The 17614-nt window shown below is 72.9% G+C and carries 19 protein-coding genes and 1 pseudogene; 8 read left to right on the top strand and 12 right to left on the bottom strand.

Going from position 1 to position 17614, the window contains the following annotated elements; translation table 11 throughout:
• Positions 1-58: 58 nt before the first annotated feature.
• The 6 genes from IQ210_RS13760 to IQ210_RS13735 all read right to left on the bottom strand — a co-directional run bounded on the left by IQ210_RS13760 (position 59) and on the right by IQ210_RS13735 (position 5724).
• Entirely contained in the window at positions 59-649 is a 591-nt protein-coding gene (locus IQ210_RS13760; protein WP_194079244.1) for an Rv1733c family protein, read from the bottom strand.
• Between the two features lie 145 nt (positions 650-794).
• The gene (locus IQ210_RS13755) at positions 795-1847 is read right to left on the bottom strand and encodes an Acg family FMN-binding oxidoreductase (RefSeq protein WP_194079243.1); all 1053 of its coding nucleotides are present in this window, start codon (positions 1845-1847) and stop codon (positions 795-797) included.
• Positions 1848-1913: 66 nt separating this feature from the next.
• Positions 1914-2819 carry a universal stress protein gene (locus tag IQ210_RS13750; protein WP_194079242.1) on the bottom strand — a complete coding sequence of 302 codons (906 nt, stop codon included), beginning with the start codon at positions 2817-2819 and terminating at the stop codon, positions 1914-1916.
• Between the two features lie 117 nt (positions 2820-2936).
• The gene (locus IQ210_RS13745) at positions 2937-3839 is read right to left on the bottom strand and encodes a universal stress protein (protein ID WP_194079241.1); all 903 of its coding nucleotides are present in this window, start codon (positions 3837-3839) and stop codon (positions 2937-2939) included.
• Positions 3840-3876: 37 nt separating this feature from the next.
• Complete coding sequence (locus IQ210_RS13740) at positions 3877-4872, bottom strand: Acg family FMN-binding oxidoreductase (protein WP_194079240.1); 996 nt, start codon at positions 4870-4872, stop codon at positions 3877-3879.
• 90 nt (positions 4873-4962) lie between these two features.
• Complete coding sequence (locus IQ210_RS13735; protein WP_194079239.1) at positions 4963-5724, bottom strand: CBS domain-containing protein; 762 nt, start codon at positions 5722-5724, stop codon at positions 4963-4965.
• A 441-nt stretch (positions 5725-6165) separates the two neighbouring features.
• Between IQ210_RS13735 and IQ210_RS13730 the strand changes: the two genes are divergently transcribed.
• From IQ210_RS13730 to IQ210_RS13710, 5 genes and pseudogenes are all read left to right on the top strand, one after another.
• On the top strand, positions 6166-7221 hold the full coding sequence (locus IQ210_RS13730) for an Acg family FMN-binding oxidoreductase (protein WP_194079238.1): 1056 nt from the start codon (positions 6166-6168) through the stop codon (positions 7219-7221).
• A gap of 657 nt (positions 7222-7878) precedes the next feature.
• Positions 7879-8025 (top strand): hypothetical protein, encoded by a 147-nt coding sequence (locus IQ210_RS47200; protein ID WP_228047723.1) that lies wholly within the window; start codon positions 7879-7881, stop codon positions 8023-8025.
• Positions 8026-8079: 54 nt separating this feature from the next.
• Positions 8080-9304, top strand: a pseudogene (locus IQ210_RS13720) (FAD-dependent oxidoreductase).
• 34 nt (positions 9305-9338) lie between these two features.
• Entirely contained in the window at positions 9339-10724 is a 1386-nt protein-coding gene (locus IQ210_RS13715) for an MBL fold metallo-hydrolase (protein ID WP_194079237.1), read from the top strand.
• Between the two features lie 112 nt (positions 10725-10836).
• The gene (locus IQ210_RS13710; RefSeq protein WP_228047722.1) at positions 10837-11106 is read left to right on the top strand and encodes a hypothetical protein; all 270 of its coding nucleotides are present in this window, start codon (positions 10837-10839) and stop codon (positions 11104-11106) included.
• Here IQ210_RS13710 and IQ210_RS13705 read toward each other — a convergent pair.
• From IQ210_RS13705 to sqr, 3 genes are read right to left on the bottom strand one after another with little or no spacing between them, the layout of a single operon-like run.
• Positions 11097-11570 carry a DsrE/DsrF/DrsH-like family protein gene (locus tag IQ210_RS13705; RefSeq protein ID WP_194079236.1) on the bottom strand — a complete coding sequence of 158 codons (474 nt, stop codon included), beginning with the start codon at positions 11568-11570 and terminating at the stop codon, positions 11097-11099. The two genes, IQ210_RS13710 and IQ210_RS13705, sit on opposite strands and share 10 nt — an antisense overlap.
• 29 nt (positions 11571-11599) lie before the next feature.
• Positions 11600-11917, bottom strand: coding sequence for a TusE/DsrC/DsvC family sulfur relay protein (locus IQ210_RS13700; RefSeq protein WP_194079235.1), 318 nt, complete (start codon positions 11915-11917; stop codon positions 11600-11602).
• A gap of 31 nt (positions 11918-11948) precedes the next feature.
• On the bottom strand, positions 11949-13190 hold the full coding sequence (sqr, locus tag IQ210_RS13695) for a type III sulfide quinone reductase, selenoprotein subtype (RefSeq protein WP_194079234.1): 1242 nt from the start codon (positions 13188-13190) through the stop codon (positions 11949-11951).
• A 163-nt stretch (positions 13191-13353) separates the two neighbouring features.
• Here sqr and IQ210_RS13690 point away from each other — a divergent pair, with 163 nt between their 5' ends.
• Together IQ210_RS13690 and IQ210_RS13685 are read left to right on the top strand one after the other, a co-directional pair.
• Positions 13354-13806, top strand: a complete 453-nt coding sequence (locus IQ210_RS13690; protein ID WP_194079233.1) for an OsmC family protein — start codon at positions 13354-13356, stop codon at positions 13804-13806.
• Positions 13807-13904: 98 nt separating this feature from the next.
• Entirely contained in the window at positions 13905-14174 is a 270-nt protein-coding gene (locus IQ210_RS13685; protein ID WP_194079232.1) for a DUF1876 domain-containing protein, read from the top strand.
• A 105-nt stretch (positions 14175-14279) separates the two neighbouring features.
• Here the strand turns inward: IQ210_RS13685 and IQ210_RS13680 are convergent, their stop codons facing one another.
• Complete coding sequence (locus tag IQ210_RS13680; RefSeq protein ID WP_228047721.1) at positions 14280-15314, bottom strand: Gmad2 immunoglobulin-like domain-containing protein; 1035 nt, start codon at positions 15312-15314, stop codon at positions 14280-14282.
• A gap of 277 nt (positions 15315-15591) precedes the next feature.
• Here IQ210_RS13680 and IQ210_RS13675 point away from each other — a divergent pair, with 277 nt between their 5' ends.
• Entirely contained in the window at positions 15592-16110 is a 519-nt protein-coding gene (locus IQ210_RS13675; RefSeq protein WP_194079231.1) for a flavodoxin domain-containing protein, read from the top strand.
• A 16-nt stretch (positions 16111-16126) separates the two neighbouring features.
• Here the strand turns inward: IQ210_RS13675 and IQ210_RS13670 are convergent, their stop codons facing one another.
• On the bottom strand, positions 16127-16981 hold the full coding sequence (locus IQ210_RS13670; RefSeq protein WP_194079230.1) for a 2-oxo acid dehydrogenase subunit E2: 855 nt from the start codon (positions 16979-16981) through the stop codon (positions 16127-16129).
• The gene (locus tag IQ210_RS13665; protein ID WP_194079229.1) at positions 16932-17513 is read right to left on the bottom strand and encodes a DUF1579 family protein; all 582 of its coding nucleotides are present in this window, start codon (positions 17511-17513) and stop codon (positions 16932-16934) included. The genes IQ210_RS13670 and IQ210_RS13665 overlap by 50 nt, the downstream gene beginning before the upstream one ends.
• Positions 17514-17614 lie beyond the last annotated feature (101 nt).

The following is a 17614-nucleotide window of genomic DNA, read 5'->3' as shown; positions in this document are numbered from 1 at the left end:
CTCGTTTACCGAGCGGCCCGGCGGTCTGCCGAGGAACTGGGGGGAGGTCGATCGGGGGTCAGCCGGTCTTGTGACCCCATTGCGGGCCGACCCTGGCCCACTCCGCATCCCATTGCGCCATGCGCCGCCGGTCCACCCGCCCGTGGAGAACCCAGCCGAGGGGCAGGACGGCCACGAAGACGCACACCGCGGTCGCGGCACCCAGCACGACGCCCTGGAGCTCGGCTTCCTCGCCGCTCACGGGCGGGGAGGCGAGAGCGCCGTGCTGGTCCAGCCACACCTTGGTCGTCGAGCCGGCCTTGATGCCGGGCTCGACCCGGGCCAGTCCGGCACGGGGCGAGCCGTCCGCGGCCGTCCAGCGGACCTTCGCCCAGGCGTAGTCGCCCGACGAAGTGGTCGCGGTGGCCGTGTCGGAGGCGTCCTGGATCAGGACGGCCGGCACCGGGTGGCGCTGGGCGCGCCGGTCGTCGAGACTCTGCTCCACGGCGTGGGCGGTCACCATGCCGGCGACGGCTCCCGCGGCGACGGCCAGGCACCACAGCGCCAGCAGCAGCCAGGCCTCCACGACGTCACTGCGCCGCCTCAGCGGGCTGGGCCGCCAGCGCCACAGCCACACCCTCCGTGCCCTCCCGCGAACCGTCCGCGTCATGGTCCGACACCTCCTCGCGGGCGAGGCCACAGCCCGTTCCGCTCCTACCGGCAATCTCCCAGACCGGCCCCCGGCAGCGGCAGGGGCCGACCGGGCGCCCGCCAGGGACCTCCGGGTGCGTTCGGCACCCGATCGGCCCACCGGGTCAGTACGGCCGTCCGGGCGGGCTCACGACCGCGCCGGACCGGCCGCCGTACAGCACCGCGGCCGGAGACCGGCGCGGCGAGGCCGACACGCGGGTGGGGTGGCCCAGGCGCAGAATCATCTGCGGTGCCCGGTCGCCGGTGAGACGCGCCTGCAACTCGGCGCGCAGGTCCGGCACTTCGAGCGGCTGCGTGTGGAAGGCCGCCATGACGCCGTGGGCCGCCGCGTACAACAGGACCCGCTGGAGCGCCTGGCCCGCCCGCAGCCAGTCCGACCGGGTGTCGTGCGGGGTGCTGAGCACGACGACGGTGCCCGTGCGGGGCGTCCAGCGCCGGGGCCGGCCGTCGCAGTCCACGACCAGGCCCGTGTAGTCGGGTCCGGCAAGGAGGGAGCCGTCCGCCGGGAGGCGGCACGCGTCCCGGGACACGCGCTCCCACCAGGGCCGCCGGGCGTGGCCCGACCATCCGCTGATCTCGGCGGCGTGACCGGGATCGGCACGGTGCACGGACTCCGCGGCTCGCACCCACTCGGCCAGCATCCGCAGCTTTTCCGGGTTGTCGACCGTGTGCAGCAAAGCCCCCTCGGCCCTGGCCTGGTCACCCAGTTCCGCCGTCAAGGACCACGGCACGGGAGTGGGCCCGAACAGACCGCGCTGGGTGTGCCGTCGCGCCAGCGCGCGCTCCATCTCCCGCACCGGGCCGGTCACCGCGGCGTGCGCGCCCCAGCCCACGTGGGCCAGGAAGGCCTGGTCGGCGGGGACCGGCAGCGGGGTCACGACGGGCCGGAAGCCCAGGTGCCGCATCGCCAGCCGTACGTTGAACAGCGCGGCCCCGCAGCTGATCACCATCTCCCGGCCGCCCGGGTCGGTCAGGGGCAGCCGACGACCGCCGTCGGCGTGCACCTCGAAGCCGTGGTCCCGGCCCTCGTCCACGAAGAGCCAGGGCTGGGTGTTGTGCAGCGAGGGCGCGCAGCCGGCGGCGCGGGCGAGATGGAAGGCCGCGCGGCCACGGGGCGCGAGGTCGGGGGAGGCGGGAGCTGCGTGGGTCACGGACATGGTGGGCCACCCTTTCTGTACCGTCCGACTCCGGCGTCCGGCCACCGCCGGCCGTCTCCGGTCGGGTCACTCGTGGGGGACGACGGCCACGGGAGCGGTGCAGTGGTGCAGGACGGCGTGCGTGACCGGTCCGATGTGCGCGCCGAGCGGGGAGCGGCGTACGCGCCGTCCCACGACCACCAGGGACGCTTCGCGGGAGGCGTCCATCAGGAAGTTGGCGGCCCGGCCCCAGCGGGACTCCTCGACGACCTCGACGGCGGGGTACTTCCGTCGCCACGGGAGGACGGCCTCGGCCAGGTCCTCGGCCTGCCGGGTGGTCAGCTCGCCGTGGTACTCCAGGTCTGCGGGCAGCCGGTAGGCGTAGTAGGGCGGCGGGTTCCAGCCGTGGACGACCCGCACCGAGGTACGGCGTCGGGCCGCGGCGTCGAAGGCGAAGTCGATCACCGTCTCGTCGGGGCTCTCGGTGTCGAGGCCCAGCACGACGGGCCGGTACGGCGTCGTCGCCGACGGCAGGCCCGTCGGGTCCGTGGTGTGCTCGTCGGCGGCCTGTTCACCGGCCCTGACCAGGACGACGGGGCGCTCCGCATGGGCGACGACGGCCAGACTCACGGAACCGACCATGAACCCGCCGATGCCGCTCAGCCCCCGGGAGCCCAGGACCAGGAGCTCGGAGTCCTTCACCAGGTCGGGGAGGATCTCGAAGGCGCTGCCGACGATCTGCTCGGTGGTGATGTCGATGCCGGGGTGACGTGACCGCAGTCCCGCGGCGGCCTCACGGGGAATCCGTTCGCTCCAGTGCTGGAGGGTCTTCCCGCCCAGCGGCGAGGCCTCCGCCAGGGGCCCGGGCACCCCCTCCCAGACGTGGACCAACCGCAGCGGCAGCCCACGCAGGTTCGCCTCCCGTGCCGCCCACTCGGCGGCGGCCCGGCTCTCCGGCGAACCGTCGAAGCCCACGGTCAGGGTGCGGGACATGGTCTCCACCTCCCCAGTAGGTCTGGTGACTTCAGCGTCCGCCGCCGGGGGTACGGGGTGCAGGGGCCGCAGGTCCTCCGCCGGGACCGACCGGCCCCACCCGCTCGGCGACGGGGTTCAGCGGCACGGGACGACGGCGACGGGGCAACGGGCGCGGTGCAGCACCACGCGGGTCAACGGACCGATGTGCGGGTCTCGTCGTTCGTCATGGTCCTGGCGGCCCACGACCATCAGGGCGGCTCCGGCAGCGGCCCGCAGCAGCGCCGTGCCGGCCGGTCCTGCGACCACGCTCTCGACCACGGGGACCGTCGGGTACTTCTCGCTCCACGGCCGCAGTGCCGCGGCGACGGCACGTTCCTGGTCGCCGGCCGGTTCCGGCGCCGCCGCCGACGTGTCGTGGGCGGCGCTTTCCGCCGGAAGCGGGCGCGCGTGGACCACCTGGAGCACGGCCGCGCGGCGGCGGGCGGACGCGAAGGCGAACTCGATCAGCTCGTCACAGGGGCGGGCGGTGTCGAGGCCCAGCATGACGTCCCGGTAGGGGATCTCGGGTATCTCCTCCGGCGAGATGCCGTCGGGGGCCGGGAAGTGTTCGTCGGCGGAGCTCTCCCCCGCGCGGACCAGCACGACGGGTGACGCGCACCGCGCCACGAGGTGTTCAGGGATCGCGGCGTCGGCGAACCCCCTGGCGCCCCCGCGCCCGCGCAGTCCGAGCACCAGCAGTTGCGTCTGGTCGCTCGCCGGGAGCAGCGTGCCGACCACGGAGCCGGTCAGCAGCCGGCCGGTGACCGGGAGCCCGGGGTGCGCGGCGTGCACGCTCGCGATCACCCGTTCCAGGGGCTGCTCGTCCCCGTTGTGACGCCCGGCGCCGGCAGCGGGGCCGGCGGTCTGCCGCGGGTCCCTCCCCAGCACTTGCACCAGCCCCAACTCGGCGCCCCGGCGCAGAGCTTCCCTGGCCGCCCAGTGAGCGGCGGCGAGGCTCTCGGGGGATCCGTCCACCTGCGCGGTCACCTTGCCCGGCATTCTGCGCACCTCCTGTGGAGAATCGGCCCTGCGCGGCTCAGACGACATCCAGCACGTCCCGCACGGGGCGGCGCGGCGTGGCCGGGCCCTGTGGCCCGTAGCCGAGACGCAGCACCATCTGCACGTGCCCGTGCCCCGCCACCGGATCGCGGGCCAGTGCGCGCAGGTCACCGCTTTCGAGCGGGTGGGAGGTCAGCGCGCCGGCCAGCCCGGCGGCCGTGACCTCCAGCAGGACACGCTCCAGTGCCTGCCCGCCGCGCAGCCAGTCGACCGGCGTGTCCTCACGGGTGGACAGCAGCGCCAGGTGCGGGCTGCTCTCGAAGGTGGTGGTGCCGCGGTCCGCCACCGGCCGACGGCCCGCGAAGTCGCGCAGCGGTGCGCGGCCGTCCCGGCGGCGCGGCCCGAAGGCGTATTCGGGGACTCCGTCGGTGGCGATGTCGGCCTCCGGTCCGAGCCGGGTCCACCGGTCGAGGTCCTCCCGGCTGCCGGCGTCCAGGGCGTCACGGCTCTCGGCGTCACGGACCAGGTCCAGAACGGTCTCGACGTGCCAGATCCCGGGGAACAGCAGCTCGGCGCCCTCCCGGGCGGCCGCCGTCCGCAGGGTGTCCCGCACGTCCTCGGGGACGTCCCTGCCGTCGAAGGGGTGACGACTGGTGTGGCGTCGCCGGATCTCGGGATACAGCCGTACCAGGTCGTCCTCCCCCGGTCCGGACCCGTCGGCGTCGGCCAGCTGCACGGCGGCCAGCGAGACGGGATCGTCCGCGTCCGGCAGCAGTCGGATCCGCGGGGACAGGCCGGCGTGCGCGGCGGCGACCCGCAGGTTGAACAGCGCCGCACCGCAGCCGATGTGCAATGCCCTGTTCCCGGGGTCCGTGCGGCGCATGGCCCGGGAGAGGTCGGCGCGCAGCAGCAGGAGGCGCTCGCCGGTCACGAACCGGAACCTCCAGGGCTGGGCGTTGTGCATCGAGGGAGCGGCCGTCGCGTCGGCGACCAGCGCGGTCAGCGTCTTCAGGTCCAGCTCCGGCATGCTCATCGCCTCCTCGGCCCGGGGGCGATCACCGCACGGGCCTGCGTTTACTCCCCGCCGGACAGGCGCGACACCACGTCACCGCTCCCGACGTCCTCATGCGGTCGCGACGAGATGGTCCTCCACCTCCACCACGTCCGCGATCCCGGCGACCGCCTCGGTCAGCCGCGGGATCAGTGCCGCGGTCAGCGAACCGGTCAGGGTCACCGTTCCGTTCTCGACCCGGACGTCGACGTCGGCGGCGGCGAGGCCGAACTCGCCCTCGACCACCCGGCCGACGACCTCGGCCCGGATCTCCGCGTCGTCCCTGACGAGCGCCTGCAGCAGCTCACTGCGGCTGACGACACCCACCAGCCGGTCCTGGTAGTCCGTGACGAACACCTGCCTGATCCGGGAGCGGGCGGCGGCGCGAGCCGCGTCCACCACCAGGGTGCCGGGCTGGACGGTGAGCGCCGGCGCGGACATCAGCGTGGCCGCCGTGGCGCCCTCGCCCTCGTGCGCCCGGCGACGTCGCAGGCCGGACAGCGCGCCGGGGCGCTCGGGTGCGGCGAGGGAGGCCGCCTTCGCGAGCAGGTCGGACTCGGCGATCACACCGATCACGTGCCGCTCGTCGTCGACCACGGGCGCCGCTCCGCTCTGCCGGCGGCCCAGCATCCGCGCGACGTCGAGGAACGGTGTGTCGGCACCGATGCCGGTGACCGGCCGCTTCATGATGTCGCGCACCCGCAGCTCCGTCACCGGCACACGGCCGTGCCCGACGCGGCTCGCCGTCGTGGCCGGTCGTGGCGCCGGCGGCGTGTCCCGGGTGGCGGCGGCCCGTGACGAGTGGGACGCCATGGCCTGGAGGTAGCGCACCATCAGGTCGGGGCCACCTCCTTGAGCCGGCCTGGGGGCGTGGGCAGGCACATGTCGCCGCCCCTCGGCCGGCGCGGCGCTGCGTTCCCGTGTCTCTCGGTTGTCCATGGCAGCCTCCGGAGTGTGCGAGGGCCGGTTCCTCCACCTCCACCGTCTCGCCGTGAGCCTCGTCCCAGGCAGGGGCCGTACGGCCCCTGCCGCAGGACAAGCAGCCCCCTAGGGGCATTCGGAAGATCACTGGCGTGGCAGGTGACCGGACCGGACACTGTCGGTGGCCCGGATGGCCGGCACGACCGGACCGCGTGAGGTTCGGTGCAGGGGCCGTACGGGCCACAGGAGGGGACGGGCGGCTCCTCCTGCCGTGCCCGCCCCGGCGCGACGATGGCGGCAGGGCTGTGAGAGACCGATACACCGGTGCGCGGCAAACCACGGAGGTGTTCCACCATGTCACGATCGGGCGTCGCCGGAGTCGAAGGCTCCGCCGGCAAACCGGCCGCCGCCACCGGAGCGCCTGCCGCTCCCGGGGACTTCGAGGTCGACCACGCGGCCAACCATCTGGTCCGCGCGGCCGTCACCGCGCCCTCGCTGCACAACACCCAGCCCTGGCTGTTCACCCGTCGCGCGGGGGAGCTCGATCTGTACGCGGACCCGTCCCGTCTGCTCCGGCTCACCGATCCGGACGGGCGGGAGCAGATCATCAGCTGTGGCGCGGCGCTGTTCAATGTGCGCCTGGCCATGCGTCATCTGGGCTTCAGGCCTGTCGTGCAGCCGTTTCCCGACCCGGGCGACCCGGCGCATCTCGCCCACATCGGCTGGGGGCCGTACGCCAGGCCGGGCACCGAGACGAGCCTGATGTACCGCTCGATGCGGCAACGGCGTACGCACCGGGGCCCGTTCCAGCCGTTCCCGCTCTCACGGCAGTTGGTCGGGGAGCTGCGCGGGCATGCCCGGGCCGAGGGCGCCGAACTGCGGACGATGGAGTCCACCCATGCGCGGCTCCACCTCGCGGAGCTGGTCCGCACGGCCGAGGCCATCGATCGCGACGACCCCGGCCGCGTCGCCGAGCTGCTGCACTGGACACGGGCCGAGCACGACGGCTGCTCGGACGGCGTCCCGCTGGACGCCTGCACCCGCCACCCCGACGGCACCGGTCTGGCCGGACGCGACTTCCTCCGGCTGGTGTCCGCCCCGCCCGCCGCGCCCACGGAGATCTGGCCGCCCGGCACGGGACTCGTCGTGCTGCTCACCACCCGGGACGACACCCCGGAGGACTGGCTGCGTGCCGGACAGGCACTCCAGCGCGTACTGCTGCACGCCACCACCCGCTGGACCGCGGCCGCCTTCCACACCCAGCCCCTGGAAATACCCCGGCTGCGTGCCCAGTTGCGTACGGCACTCGCCCTCGGCGACTTCCCTCAGATGATTCTCCGGCTCGGTCACACCACCCGTGGGCGGCCGGTACCGCGCCGCCCGGTCGGCGCGGTCCTCGCGGCGGGCTGAACGACGTCGGGGCAGATTCGGGAGAGGCGTCCGGAAGCGGAAGAGGCCGACCGGCCTTGGCCGGAGGCCCCTTCGGCACATCCCTGGAGCATATGCGCGACGGACAATGAAATCGGCGCGGAGGCTGTCCCCCCAACGCCCCCGCGCCGGGAACACTCCGGTGGATGGGCACACCGGGGTGCGTCCGCGGTGCGCGGGAGCGAGCGGGCGCGTGCCCGCTCGGTGGACCGACCCGTGCGGGCACTTCCACACATGGCCCCCTCTCTAGTCCCGCTCACCTCCCGAACCGGCCGTGCCACAACCGTGTCGGGCGTTTCGCCGCACGGCCCTTCACCCAGCCGCACGGGCAGCCGCCACATCAGGTCGCCGAGAAACACGCCGGCCACCAGCGCCTCGACGAACTCGTCAGCACCTTCGGAGCGGACCCGCACGGCCACCCGCACACCCGAGCCGCTCTTCACCTCTGGGGCAAATACCCCAGGGGGTCTTTGACGCCCCAAGTTGGAGAGTCGTAGCCTCGGCCGCAAGATACCCCCGGGGGTAATTGAGGAGGCAACGACGTGGCTCGTGAAGTGACACAGGAAGCGCTCGCGGCGGCCTGGGCCGACGACGCGCTCGTGGTCGACGTGCGGGAGCGTGCCGAGTACGCGGCCGGGCATGTCCCGGTGCACGGCTGACAGCAGGACGGCCGCCGACTGGATGAACTCCCAGGGCATCGACGCCTGCTCGGTAACCGGCGGCACCGGCGCCTGGGCCCGCGCCGGACGTCCCGTCGCGGCCGGCTCGCACGAGCACGCCGCCTGACCTCCGCCCGGCACCGCACCCCGGCACACCGGCCAGTGGGAAAGGAGCACCGCCTTGGCCGCCACCTCATCCCCCACCGACGCGCCCGTCTCCGGCCGCCACCGCGTCGCCGTCGTTGGCAGCGGCAGCGCCGGCATCAGTGTCGCCGCGCGCCTGCGCCGCGCCGGCGTCAGCGACATCACCCTGATCGAACCGTCCGACACCCACTGGTACCAGCCCTTGTGGACCCTGGTGGGCGGCGGCCAGGCGCCCCTGCGCATCACCCGGCGCCCGGAAGGGTCGGTCATCCCGGACGGCGTCCGCTGGATCCGCCGCCGCGCGCTGGCCGTCGACCCCGGCACCCGCACCCTCTCCGGAGACGCCGAAACTCACCTACGAGCACCTGGTCATGGCCCCCGGCATCCAGCTCGACTGGAGCGGCGTGCCCGGCCTCGCCGAGGCCGTCGGTCACGACCGGGTGAGCAGCAACTACTCCCCCGAGTACGCCCCGCGCACCTGGGAACTGATCAGGCGGATGCGCTCGGGCACGGCCGTCTTCACGCACCCGGCGACCCCGCTGAAGTGCGGCGGCGCCCCGCAGAAGATCGCCTACCTGGCCGCTGACCACTGGCGGAAGCGGAAGGTGCTGGACGACATCCGGATCGTCCTCGTCATCCCCGATCCGGCGATGTTCAAGGTGCCCGCCTGGTCCCAGGTCCTGGAGAGAGTGGCCGCCCGGTACGGCATCGAGGTGCGGCTGCGCTCCGAGATGACCGCCGTCGACGGCGACGCCCGCGAGGTCACGATCACCGACCACGCGAACGGCACCAAGGAGATCATCCGCTACGACCTCCTGCACGCCGTGCCGCCGCAGAGCGCTCCGGACTGGGGCAAGGCAAGTCCGCTCGCCGACCCCGCGAGCCCCCAGGGGTTCGTGACCGCCGGCAAACACACCCTCCAACACCCCGTCCACGCCGAGGTCTTCGCACTCGGGGACGTGGCGAACCTGCCCACCTCCAAAACCGGTGCCGCGGTGCGCAAGCAGGCCCCGGTGGTGGCCGGCAACCTGCTCGACGTCATGAACGGCCGTACGCCGTCGCACCGTTACGACGGCTACACGTCCTGCCCACTGGTGACGGCCCGCGACCGGATGCTGCTCGCCGAGTTCGACTACGACCTCACCCCCACGCCCAGCTTCCCGCTGCTCGACCCGTTCAAGGAGCGGCGCACGATGTGGGCGTTCAAGCGGTACGGCCTGCCACCCCTCTACTGGACCGGCATGCTCACCGGCCGTCTCTGACCCCACCTCGCCTCTTACGGAGGTCATCCCGACCATGTTCTTCACCCAGTACTACCTCGACTGCCTCTCCCAGGCCTCGTATCTGATCGCCGACGAGACCACCGGCAAAGCCGTCGTCGTCGACCCGCGCCGCGACGTCACCGAATACCTGGCCGACGCCGCCGAACACGGTTTCACCATCGAGGCGGTCATCAACACCCACTTCCACGCCGACTTCCTCGCCGGCCACCTGGAACTCGCCGACCGCACCGGAGCCTGGATCGGCTACGGACAGCGCGCCGAGGCCGAGTACCCCATCCGCAAGCTGACCGATGGCGAGCGGATCAGCCTCGGCGACGTCACGCTCCAGATCCTCGAAACCCCGGGCCACACACCGGAGTCGATCAGCGTCCTGGTGTACGAGCACGCCGCCGACACCGTCCCCTACGGGGTGCTGACCGGCGACGCGCTGTTCATCGGCGACGTCGGCCAACCCGACCTGCTGGCCTCGATCGGCGTCGCCGCCGACGAACTCGGCCGCATGCTCTACGACACCGTCCAGCACAAGCTGATGGCCCTCCCGGACGCCGTGCGGGTCTTCCCCGCGCACGGCGCCGGGTCCGCCTGCGGCAAGAACCTCTCCACCCGGCGGCAGTCCACCATCGGCAAGCAGCGCGCGACGAACTACGCCTGCCGCCCGATGAGCGAGGAGCAGTTCGTGTCGCTGGTCACGGAGGGCCAGCCGTCCGCGCCCGCCTACTTCGTCTACGACGCCATCCTCAACCGCAAGGAGCACGGCCTGCTCGACGCGGCCGACGCGCCCCGCCCGCTGTCCGTGGCGGAGTTCATGGAGCGGCGCGCGGCCGGCGCGGTCGTCCTCGACGCCCGCTCACCGCAGGACTTCGCGCCCGGCCATCTGCGCGGCTCGCTCAACGTCCCCGCCGACGGCCGCTTCGCCGAGCAAGCCGGCATGGTCGTCGCCCCCGAACAGGACGTCGTCGTCATCGCACCGCAGGACCGCGAGGAGGAGGTCGTCACCCGGCTCGCCCGGATCGGCTTCGACAAGGTCGGCGGCTACCTGCGCGAGCCGGAAGGCGCCTTCCCGGCCCTGGCCGACGAGATGGCACAGGCCGGCCGCCTGACCGCCGCCGAACTGCGCCGCCTGCTCGACGGCGACGCACCCCCGCTGGTGCTGGACGTGCGCAACACCGCCGAACGCGAAGAGGGCCGCATCGAGGGCTCGTCGCACATCCCGCTGGCCGAACTGGCCCGCCGTGTCGACGAGATCCCGGCCGACCGGCCGGTGGTGGTGCACTGCGCGGGCGGCCACCGCTCCTCGCTCGCCGCGGCCCTGCTGCGCCACCGGGGCCACGCCGACGTCTCCGACCTGCTCGGCGGATACGGTGCCTGGCTCGGCCTGCCCGCCCGGGCAGAGGCCTGACGCACGACGCGAAGTGGGAACAATCCGGCCTTGACCGGCGCTGTTCCTGGTACCCGGCACGGTAGGCGTGACCCGCCGGGTCCCACCGACCGGACGGAGGAGCGTGAGCATCATGGCGACGGCAGGACACGACCGGCCCCCGGTCGGCGAGAGCGACTCGCTGGTGACGGCCTGCGGGCGCAGGATCGCCGTGCGCAGCCTGCGGCTGCCTCCCACGGGGCGCCCCATCCGGCGGATCGCCCTGGACGTGGGCCGCGACCAGGGTGGCGAACCGGGCGTGTGGGCCGCCCTCACCGCGGACGAGGCACGTGACCTGGCCCACCTCCTGCTGGCGCAGGCCGCGGTCACCGAGCGCGGCGCCGAGCCCGGCTCTCAGGTGTAGATGATCTGCCCGCCGGCCGCGTGTTGGTAGAACTCGCCGACGGTGATGATGCCCTGCACCTGGTCCACGAGGTCGTCCTTGTCCAGCTCGAAGAGGTCGACGGACGCCTTGCAGGCGTAGATCCCCGCGCCGGTGTCCGAGATCATCTCGATGAACTCGGGGATGGGCGGAATGTCGAGCGTCTCCATCTTGCGTTCCATGGAGCGGGTGACCAGGTCCGGGACGCCCGGCAGACCGCCCAGCAGGGTCGGCAGGTGCAGTCCGGGGTTGCCGACGGTGGCGAGCTTGATGTGCTCCCAGCGCTTCTTCGTGATCGCGTCGAGGCCGAAGAAGGTGAAGAACAGGTCGGCCTCGATGCCCTCGGCGCGGGCGCCGTTAGCCATGATCAGCGCCGGGTAGATCCCCTCCAGGGACCCCTTGGAGACGATGATCGAGACCTTCTCGATGGTGGCGGTGTCGGCCATGACGGCTCGCACTCCTTCGACTTGGCGGCTCAGATGCAGCCGCGCGGCTTGGGGATTCCGGCGATCTTCGCGGCGGTCTTCGCCGGGCCCTTGGGGAAGAGCTGGTACAGCTCCTTGACACTCACCCCGGAGGTCTTGCCGAGGACGCGCACCGTGGGGCCTGTGCCCTTGGCCGCGTACTGCTGACGCATGAAGCGGATGACCGTCCAGTGCCGGTCGGTCAACTGCTCGATGCCGGACTCCTCGGCGATCTGCTCGGCCATCGGCTCGCTCCAGCGGCCGGGGTCGGTGAAGAAGCCCTCGTCGTCGACCGGGACGGCCGTGTCGGCGTAGGTGGCGGTGGGCATGATCGGGTCCTTTCCTGGCGGTCGGCGGGGTTCAGGCGGGGCTGCGGGTCTTGCCCTGCTCGGGCATCTCCGCCCCGATGCCGGGCAGTTCCCGGCCGGGCAGCAGGGTGTGCCAGTACAGCCACTCGAAGGCCAGCTTGCCGAGGTGGTTGGCGTACGACTCCTTCAGCAGCGGCAGGCCGACCGCGGCCGGGAAGTGGCCGGGCAGCGGCTCGGTGTCGTAGTTGAAGTCGATGAGCAGTGCCTTGTGGAAGCCGGTCTCGACGAAGCAGTTGGTGTGGCCGTCGTAGGACGGCTCCACGGGCCGCCCGGCGAGGAAGCGGGCGATGTTGCCGGTGAGCGTCTCGCCCTCGAAGTGGGCCACGGAGCCGGCCTTGGAGGCGGACAGTCCGGCCGCGTCGCCGATGGCGAAGACCTCGGCACGGTCGGGGTGCTGGAGGGTGTGCGGGTCGACGGGGACGAAGCCGAGTTCGTCACCCAAGCCCGGGGAGCGGTCCACGTAGGCCGCGCCGCCGTGCAGCGGTACAACGACCGCCAGGTCGAAGGGAACCTCGCGTTCGTCGTACGACACCAGCCGTCCACCCGCGCCGTCGACCTCGCCGAGCGTGAACTCCGTGACCAGCTCGATGCCCTTGTCCGCCAGGAGCCCGCCGAGGGCCTTCGCGGCGACCGGTTTGGTGAACGCGGCGTCCAGCGGGGTGGCGTACGTCAGCTGCACCCGGTCGCGGATGCCGCAGCGCCGGAAGTACCAATCGGCGAGGAAGGCGAACTCCAAGGGCGCCACCGGGCACTTGAGCGGCAGATCGGACACGTTCACCACGACGCGCCCGCCCCGGAAGCGCTGCACGGCGTGCCGCAGGCTCATCGCGCCCGGCAGGTCGTAGAAGGTGAAGACGTTCTCACCCCAGCCCGGACCGGTCAGCCCCTCGGTCTCCTCCGGCAGCAGCCGGGCACCGGTGGCGACCACGAGGACGTCGTACGCCACCCAGCCGCCTACCGCGAAGTGGACCCTGCGCGCGTCGAGGTCGACGCGGTCGATGCGGGACCGCTGGTAGTCGATGCCGGCGTGCAGCTGATGCGGCCGGGAGCGGACGAGGTGGCGCGGCTGGGCCAGGCCGAACGGCAGGAACAGCAGGCCCGGCTGGTAGACGTGGTCGTCGTCCTGGTCGACGACCGTGATCCGGCACTCGCCCGCGTCGTACATCCGGCGCAGGCGGTTGGCGGTGAGCGTACCGGCGGTGCCCCCGCCGAGAATCACGATGTGTGTGCTCATGCCTTCACTGTCGTACCGGTGGCAGAACCGGGGCATGGGCCGCAGGTCCCTGGTACGGGTACCCGGCCGGGTATGCCTTCGCCCTGTCGGCCCCTCGCCGGGCCGTCCCGGGTGCGCTGCACTGGAAGTGCCGACACAGCGCAAGGAGCAGGGAGGCCCGGTCATGACCGGTACGGCACAACAGACTCTCTCCACGGCCCGGCCGCCGGAGACCGAGGTGCACACCCTGGACGTCACCCACGTCCATGGAGACGCGTACGCGGTGGACGTCCGTGGTCACCGGCTGCTGGTCGACCAACCCACGGAGGCGGGCGGCACGGACACCGCGCCCACACCGACCGAGCTGTTCGCCGCCTCCCTGGCCACCTGCGTCGCCTTCTACGCGGGCCGGTACCTGACGCGGCACGGCCTGCACCATTCGGGGCTGCGGGTCCGCGCCGAGTTCACCATGGCCACCGACCGGCCGGCGCGCGTCGGTTCCATCCGGGTCGTCATCGCGCTGCCGCCCGCGCTGTCCGAGCAGCGCCGCGCCGCCCTGCTGGCCGTCGCCTCGCACTGCACCATCCACAACACCTTGCACGAGCCGCCCGAGGTCAGCGTCGAACTGGAGCCCTGATCACCCTGGTGGTGAGGGCCTTTCGGCTCCTGGACCCGCCGTCTCGGCGGGCGCAGGCTGGAAAGCGGAGGACGAGCAGTGGGACGGAAGTGATCACGATGGAAGCGAAGCAGTGGACCGTTCACCTCTACATCAGTGAGGAAGGCGACGAGACGCACGCGCGCGCCGTCCTGGCCACGCGGGACACCTCCACGCTCACCGGCCGTGGGCTGGCCCGCCGCAACCCGATCGACCGGCCCGTCCCGGAGATCGGTGACGAGCTCGCCGCGAGCCGCGCGCTGGAGGACCTCGCCATCAGGCTGCACGACGTCGCCGCCGACGACATCGTGGAGTTGGCCGGGCCGGTCCAGGCGTGGTTCCAGGCCTGACGGGCGGGCCGGAACCGCACAGCGGGGCACGGTGTTCCCACCGTGCCCCGCTCTTTGACGCCCTTCACCTCCGAGCTGTCCGCGACCACTCCTGCCGTCGTCCCGTCACCGCTGGACCGTCAGTGGCACCGTGTCCTCGATCACCGGGTGACCGTCCTCCAGCGAGTTCCAGTACGCGGTGAGCGTCCCGGCGCCGGACCGGATGGCCCGGTAGGGGATCGTCACGTCGAACGTGCCGCGGGTCCCGGTGCCGGAGGTCGCGGTGACATGGACGTCGGCCGCGGTACGCCCGGCCGCGTCGGTGATCTTCAACCGGAACGTCGCCTCGAAGGTGTTGGCGCTCCCCCACACCCTGACCGGGCTGCGGACGGTGTCGCCGATCAGCGGCGACTCGACGAGGATCTGCGGGGCAAGGTCCTCGAAGTCGGCGCGGCCCACGGGGTGGTTGAGGACGATGCCCTCGCCGCCGAAGGACGTCACCGGCTTGCCGTCCAGCTCGAACCGGACCTTCTCGATCGACGGGAACCGAGTCGCGGTGAAGACGACCTGCGCGAGCCGGGCCTGCATCGACAGGCTCCCGCCGCCGTCGTCGTAGCGCCCGGACAGGTCGATCGTCGCCGCATGACGGCGGACCACGATCGAACGCAGCGTCGTCCCTGAGGGAATGGCGGTGGTGCGGCCGTTCCGGCTCTCGTACCGGCTGGGCCCGGCCAGCAGGGCCCGTAGCGCCGCGGCCGCGGTGGTCGGTGCCGTCACGGTCCGCGGAGCGGGCGAGACCTGCTCCCCGTGCAGGAAGTACACCGAGGTACGGATCTGATGGTGTCCCTGGCCTGGAGCGGTCGGCATCGACGGCATCGACGGCATGGTCGTGCCGTTCGGCATGCCGGGCATGGTGGGAGCGTGGGTGCCGCCCTGGCCGGGAGTGGTGTCGCCGCTCCCGCCCGTCCCTCCCGTGGTGCCGTCCGTGTCCGGGGCGCTCGGGGTTCCCGTCCGGTCGGCGCCGGCGGACGTCCCCCCACTGCCGTCGTCCTGTCCACATGCGGTGGCCAGCGACGACGCCAGCACGACGGCCGTGGCGAGGACCAGCGTGCGGCGCAGTCGGTACGGCCCGTGATGCATGGTCGCGTTGTCGACACTCATGGCAGCCTCCTACGACACTTCCAGCGAACTCCGTCCGTCGAGTCGCCCCAAGTGCCGTACGGGTCCGAACGGATGGGCCGTCCGGCACCGGCCGGAGGGCCACTCGGCCGCCCTTGACGCACCGTGGGATCCCGGCGCCGAGCGCCCTGCCACGGGGGGTCGTTCGGGTGCGCGGCAGTACCTGTCGGCCCATGGCCCGCCACCCCCGCCCGGTGGATCGTGGGACGACACGCTCCGCGGGGCTCACGAGGCCACCGAGGAAGGTCGAGGTGAGGTCATGGACGTCCTGGTGGGATACGCGTCCGCGCACGGTTCCACGCGCGGGATCGCCGAGCGACTGGCCACGACGATCTGCCGGGCTGGTCTCAAGGCGGAGGCGAGGGCCCTCGAAACGGTGGACGACGCCGACGCCTACCGCGCGTTCGTGCTCGGCAGCGCCGTGCACGACCAGGCGTGGCTGGAACCGGCGCGGACCTTCGTGCGCGAGAACCTCGACGTGCTGGGTTCCCGGCCGGTGTGGCTGTTCAGCGTCGGCATGCCGGGCGCGCTGCGCGGGCCGTGGAAGCGGCTGGCGGCCCAGGAGATCCCGGTCGTCCTCCGGACGCTGCCGGGGCAACTGCCCTACCTGGGACACGAGTTGTTCACCGGCGTCATCGCACGGAACCAACTGCCGCGCTCCGGGCGGGTGCTGTTCCGGCTGATGGGCGGCCGGTTCGGCGACCACCGCGACTGGACCGCGATCGACGCGTGGGCGTCGGAGATCGCCGAGCAGCTGACGCGCACGAGCCGGGCCTGAGGGACCGCACCCACGGTCATCCGGCCGCGCAGAGCACCTCGGCCGACTCGACGCACCGCCGCAGGTCGGCCATGAAGCGGGCGGCGGGAGCGCCGTCGATCACGTTGTGGTCGAAGGTCACGGTCAGGTCCAGCACCGTACGCGGTCCGATCCGGCCGTCCGTCACGCGCGGCCGCTCGGCCGGGCCGCCGACCACCACCTGAAGCGGCATGACGGTGGGCGGGGCGATGCCGAAGCCGCCGTCGGCGCCGAACATGCCGACGGCCGTCACGGCGACGGTCCCGGTCAGCTGCCGCACCCGCGGGGAGCGGGACAACAGCGTGTACATCAGGGGCAGCAGACCGGGCACCCGGGTCGCCGAGGCGCCGAAGCGTTCGAGCAGTCCGCCCGTTGCGGTGGCCGCCGGATCGGCCTTCGCCTCCCGCAGCTCGGACGTCAGGTCGTGGACGTCCCGTACGTCGGCGTCCCTCAGGACGTGCGGGAGCGCGAAGAGTCCCTGTCCGGTCGCGACCTCCACCATCGTGGTCACGTCGACGTGCCGGTGGCGGACGAGGCGGCCGCGCCAGTCGCGGTGGGCGTGGGTCTGCGGATGGGCGGCCGCGGTCCGGGCGACGGACGCCGCGACGAACGCCGTGAACGACACCGGCCGGTCCGCCGCGGCGATCAGCTCGCGTGCCGTGGTGACGTCGAGTTCGACAAGGCTGTGCATGGCGGCCCGGCGCCGGCCGGCCCGTTCGGCGGCGACCACCGGGCGCCGGCTCGCCGGGAAGGGCCCGGTCTCGATGCCGCGGGTTCGTGCGGGGGCCGCCGTGCTCGTGCCGTCAGCGGTGGGTGTCGGCACCCGGGTGTTCCCGGTTCCGGTCACGCGCATCCCGTGCCTCCCGCGGTCGGGGCCGCACCGGCGTGCAGTGGTAGGCCTCGACCAGCGTCCAGGGCCCGCCGTCGGCCGACGTCTCGTTGCTCCACACCGGGTCCTGCGGATCGTTCGCGTCCCACACCAGGCGCAGCCGGACGGGCTCCTCGCCGACTTGTTCGAAGATCAGCCGGTCGCCGTCGATGCGGCCCCGCAGGACGCCTGAGCGGCCGTAGTTGTCCGCGAGGGTGGCCCGGTAGTCGCCGGTCTGCGGCGCCCAGCCGACCACCCAGTGGAGCTGCCAGGTCAGGACGTGGGTGCCGTCGAGCAGGTACTGGTCCTGCTCGTAGGTGCCGACGATCCAGCGGCCGTCCTGGATGGACTCATGGGTGCCCCGGCCGCGGGCGGTCATCGCCGGTGTCCCCGGTCCCATGCCGCCCGCCTCGACGAGGCCGGTCCAGGTCATGTCCCGGCAGAAGCGGGCGAGTTCGGCCATCTCGGGTCCCGGGGTGAGGGGCCGGGGGATCGTGTCGTGCGTCGTGGCGGGCATGGTGGTCCCTTCGTCGCTGTGCGTCTCGCCGGACGGGGAAGACGTGTGCGCAGCCGGGCCCACGCGCCGGCTGCGCACAAGGTGCGGCCCGGGGGAAAACC

This window comes from Streptomyces justiciae (assembly GCF_015163075.1).
Taxonomy (GTDB): Bacteria; Actinomycetota; Actinomycetes; order Streptomycetales; family Streptomycetaceae; genus Streptomyces; species Streptomyces justiciae.
Note: the sequence above shows the minus strand (reverse complement) of the source record. Positions and strands in the feature narration are given on the sequence as shown.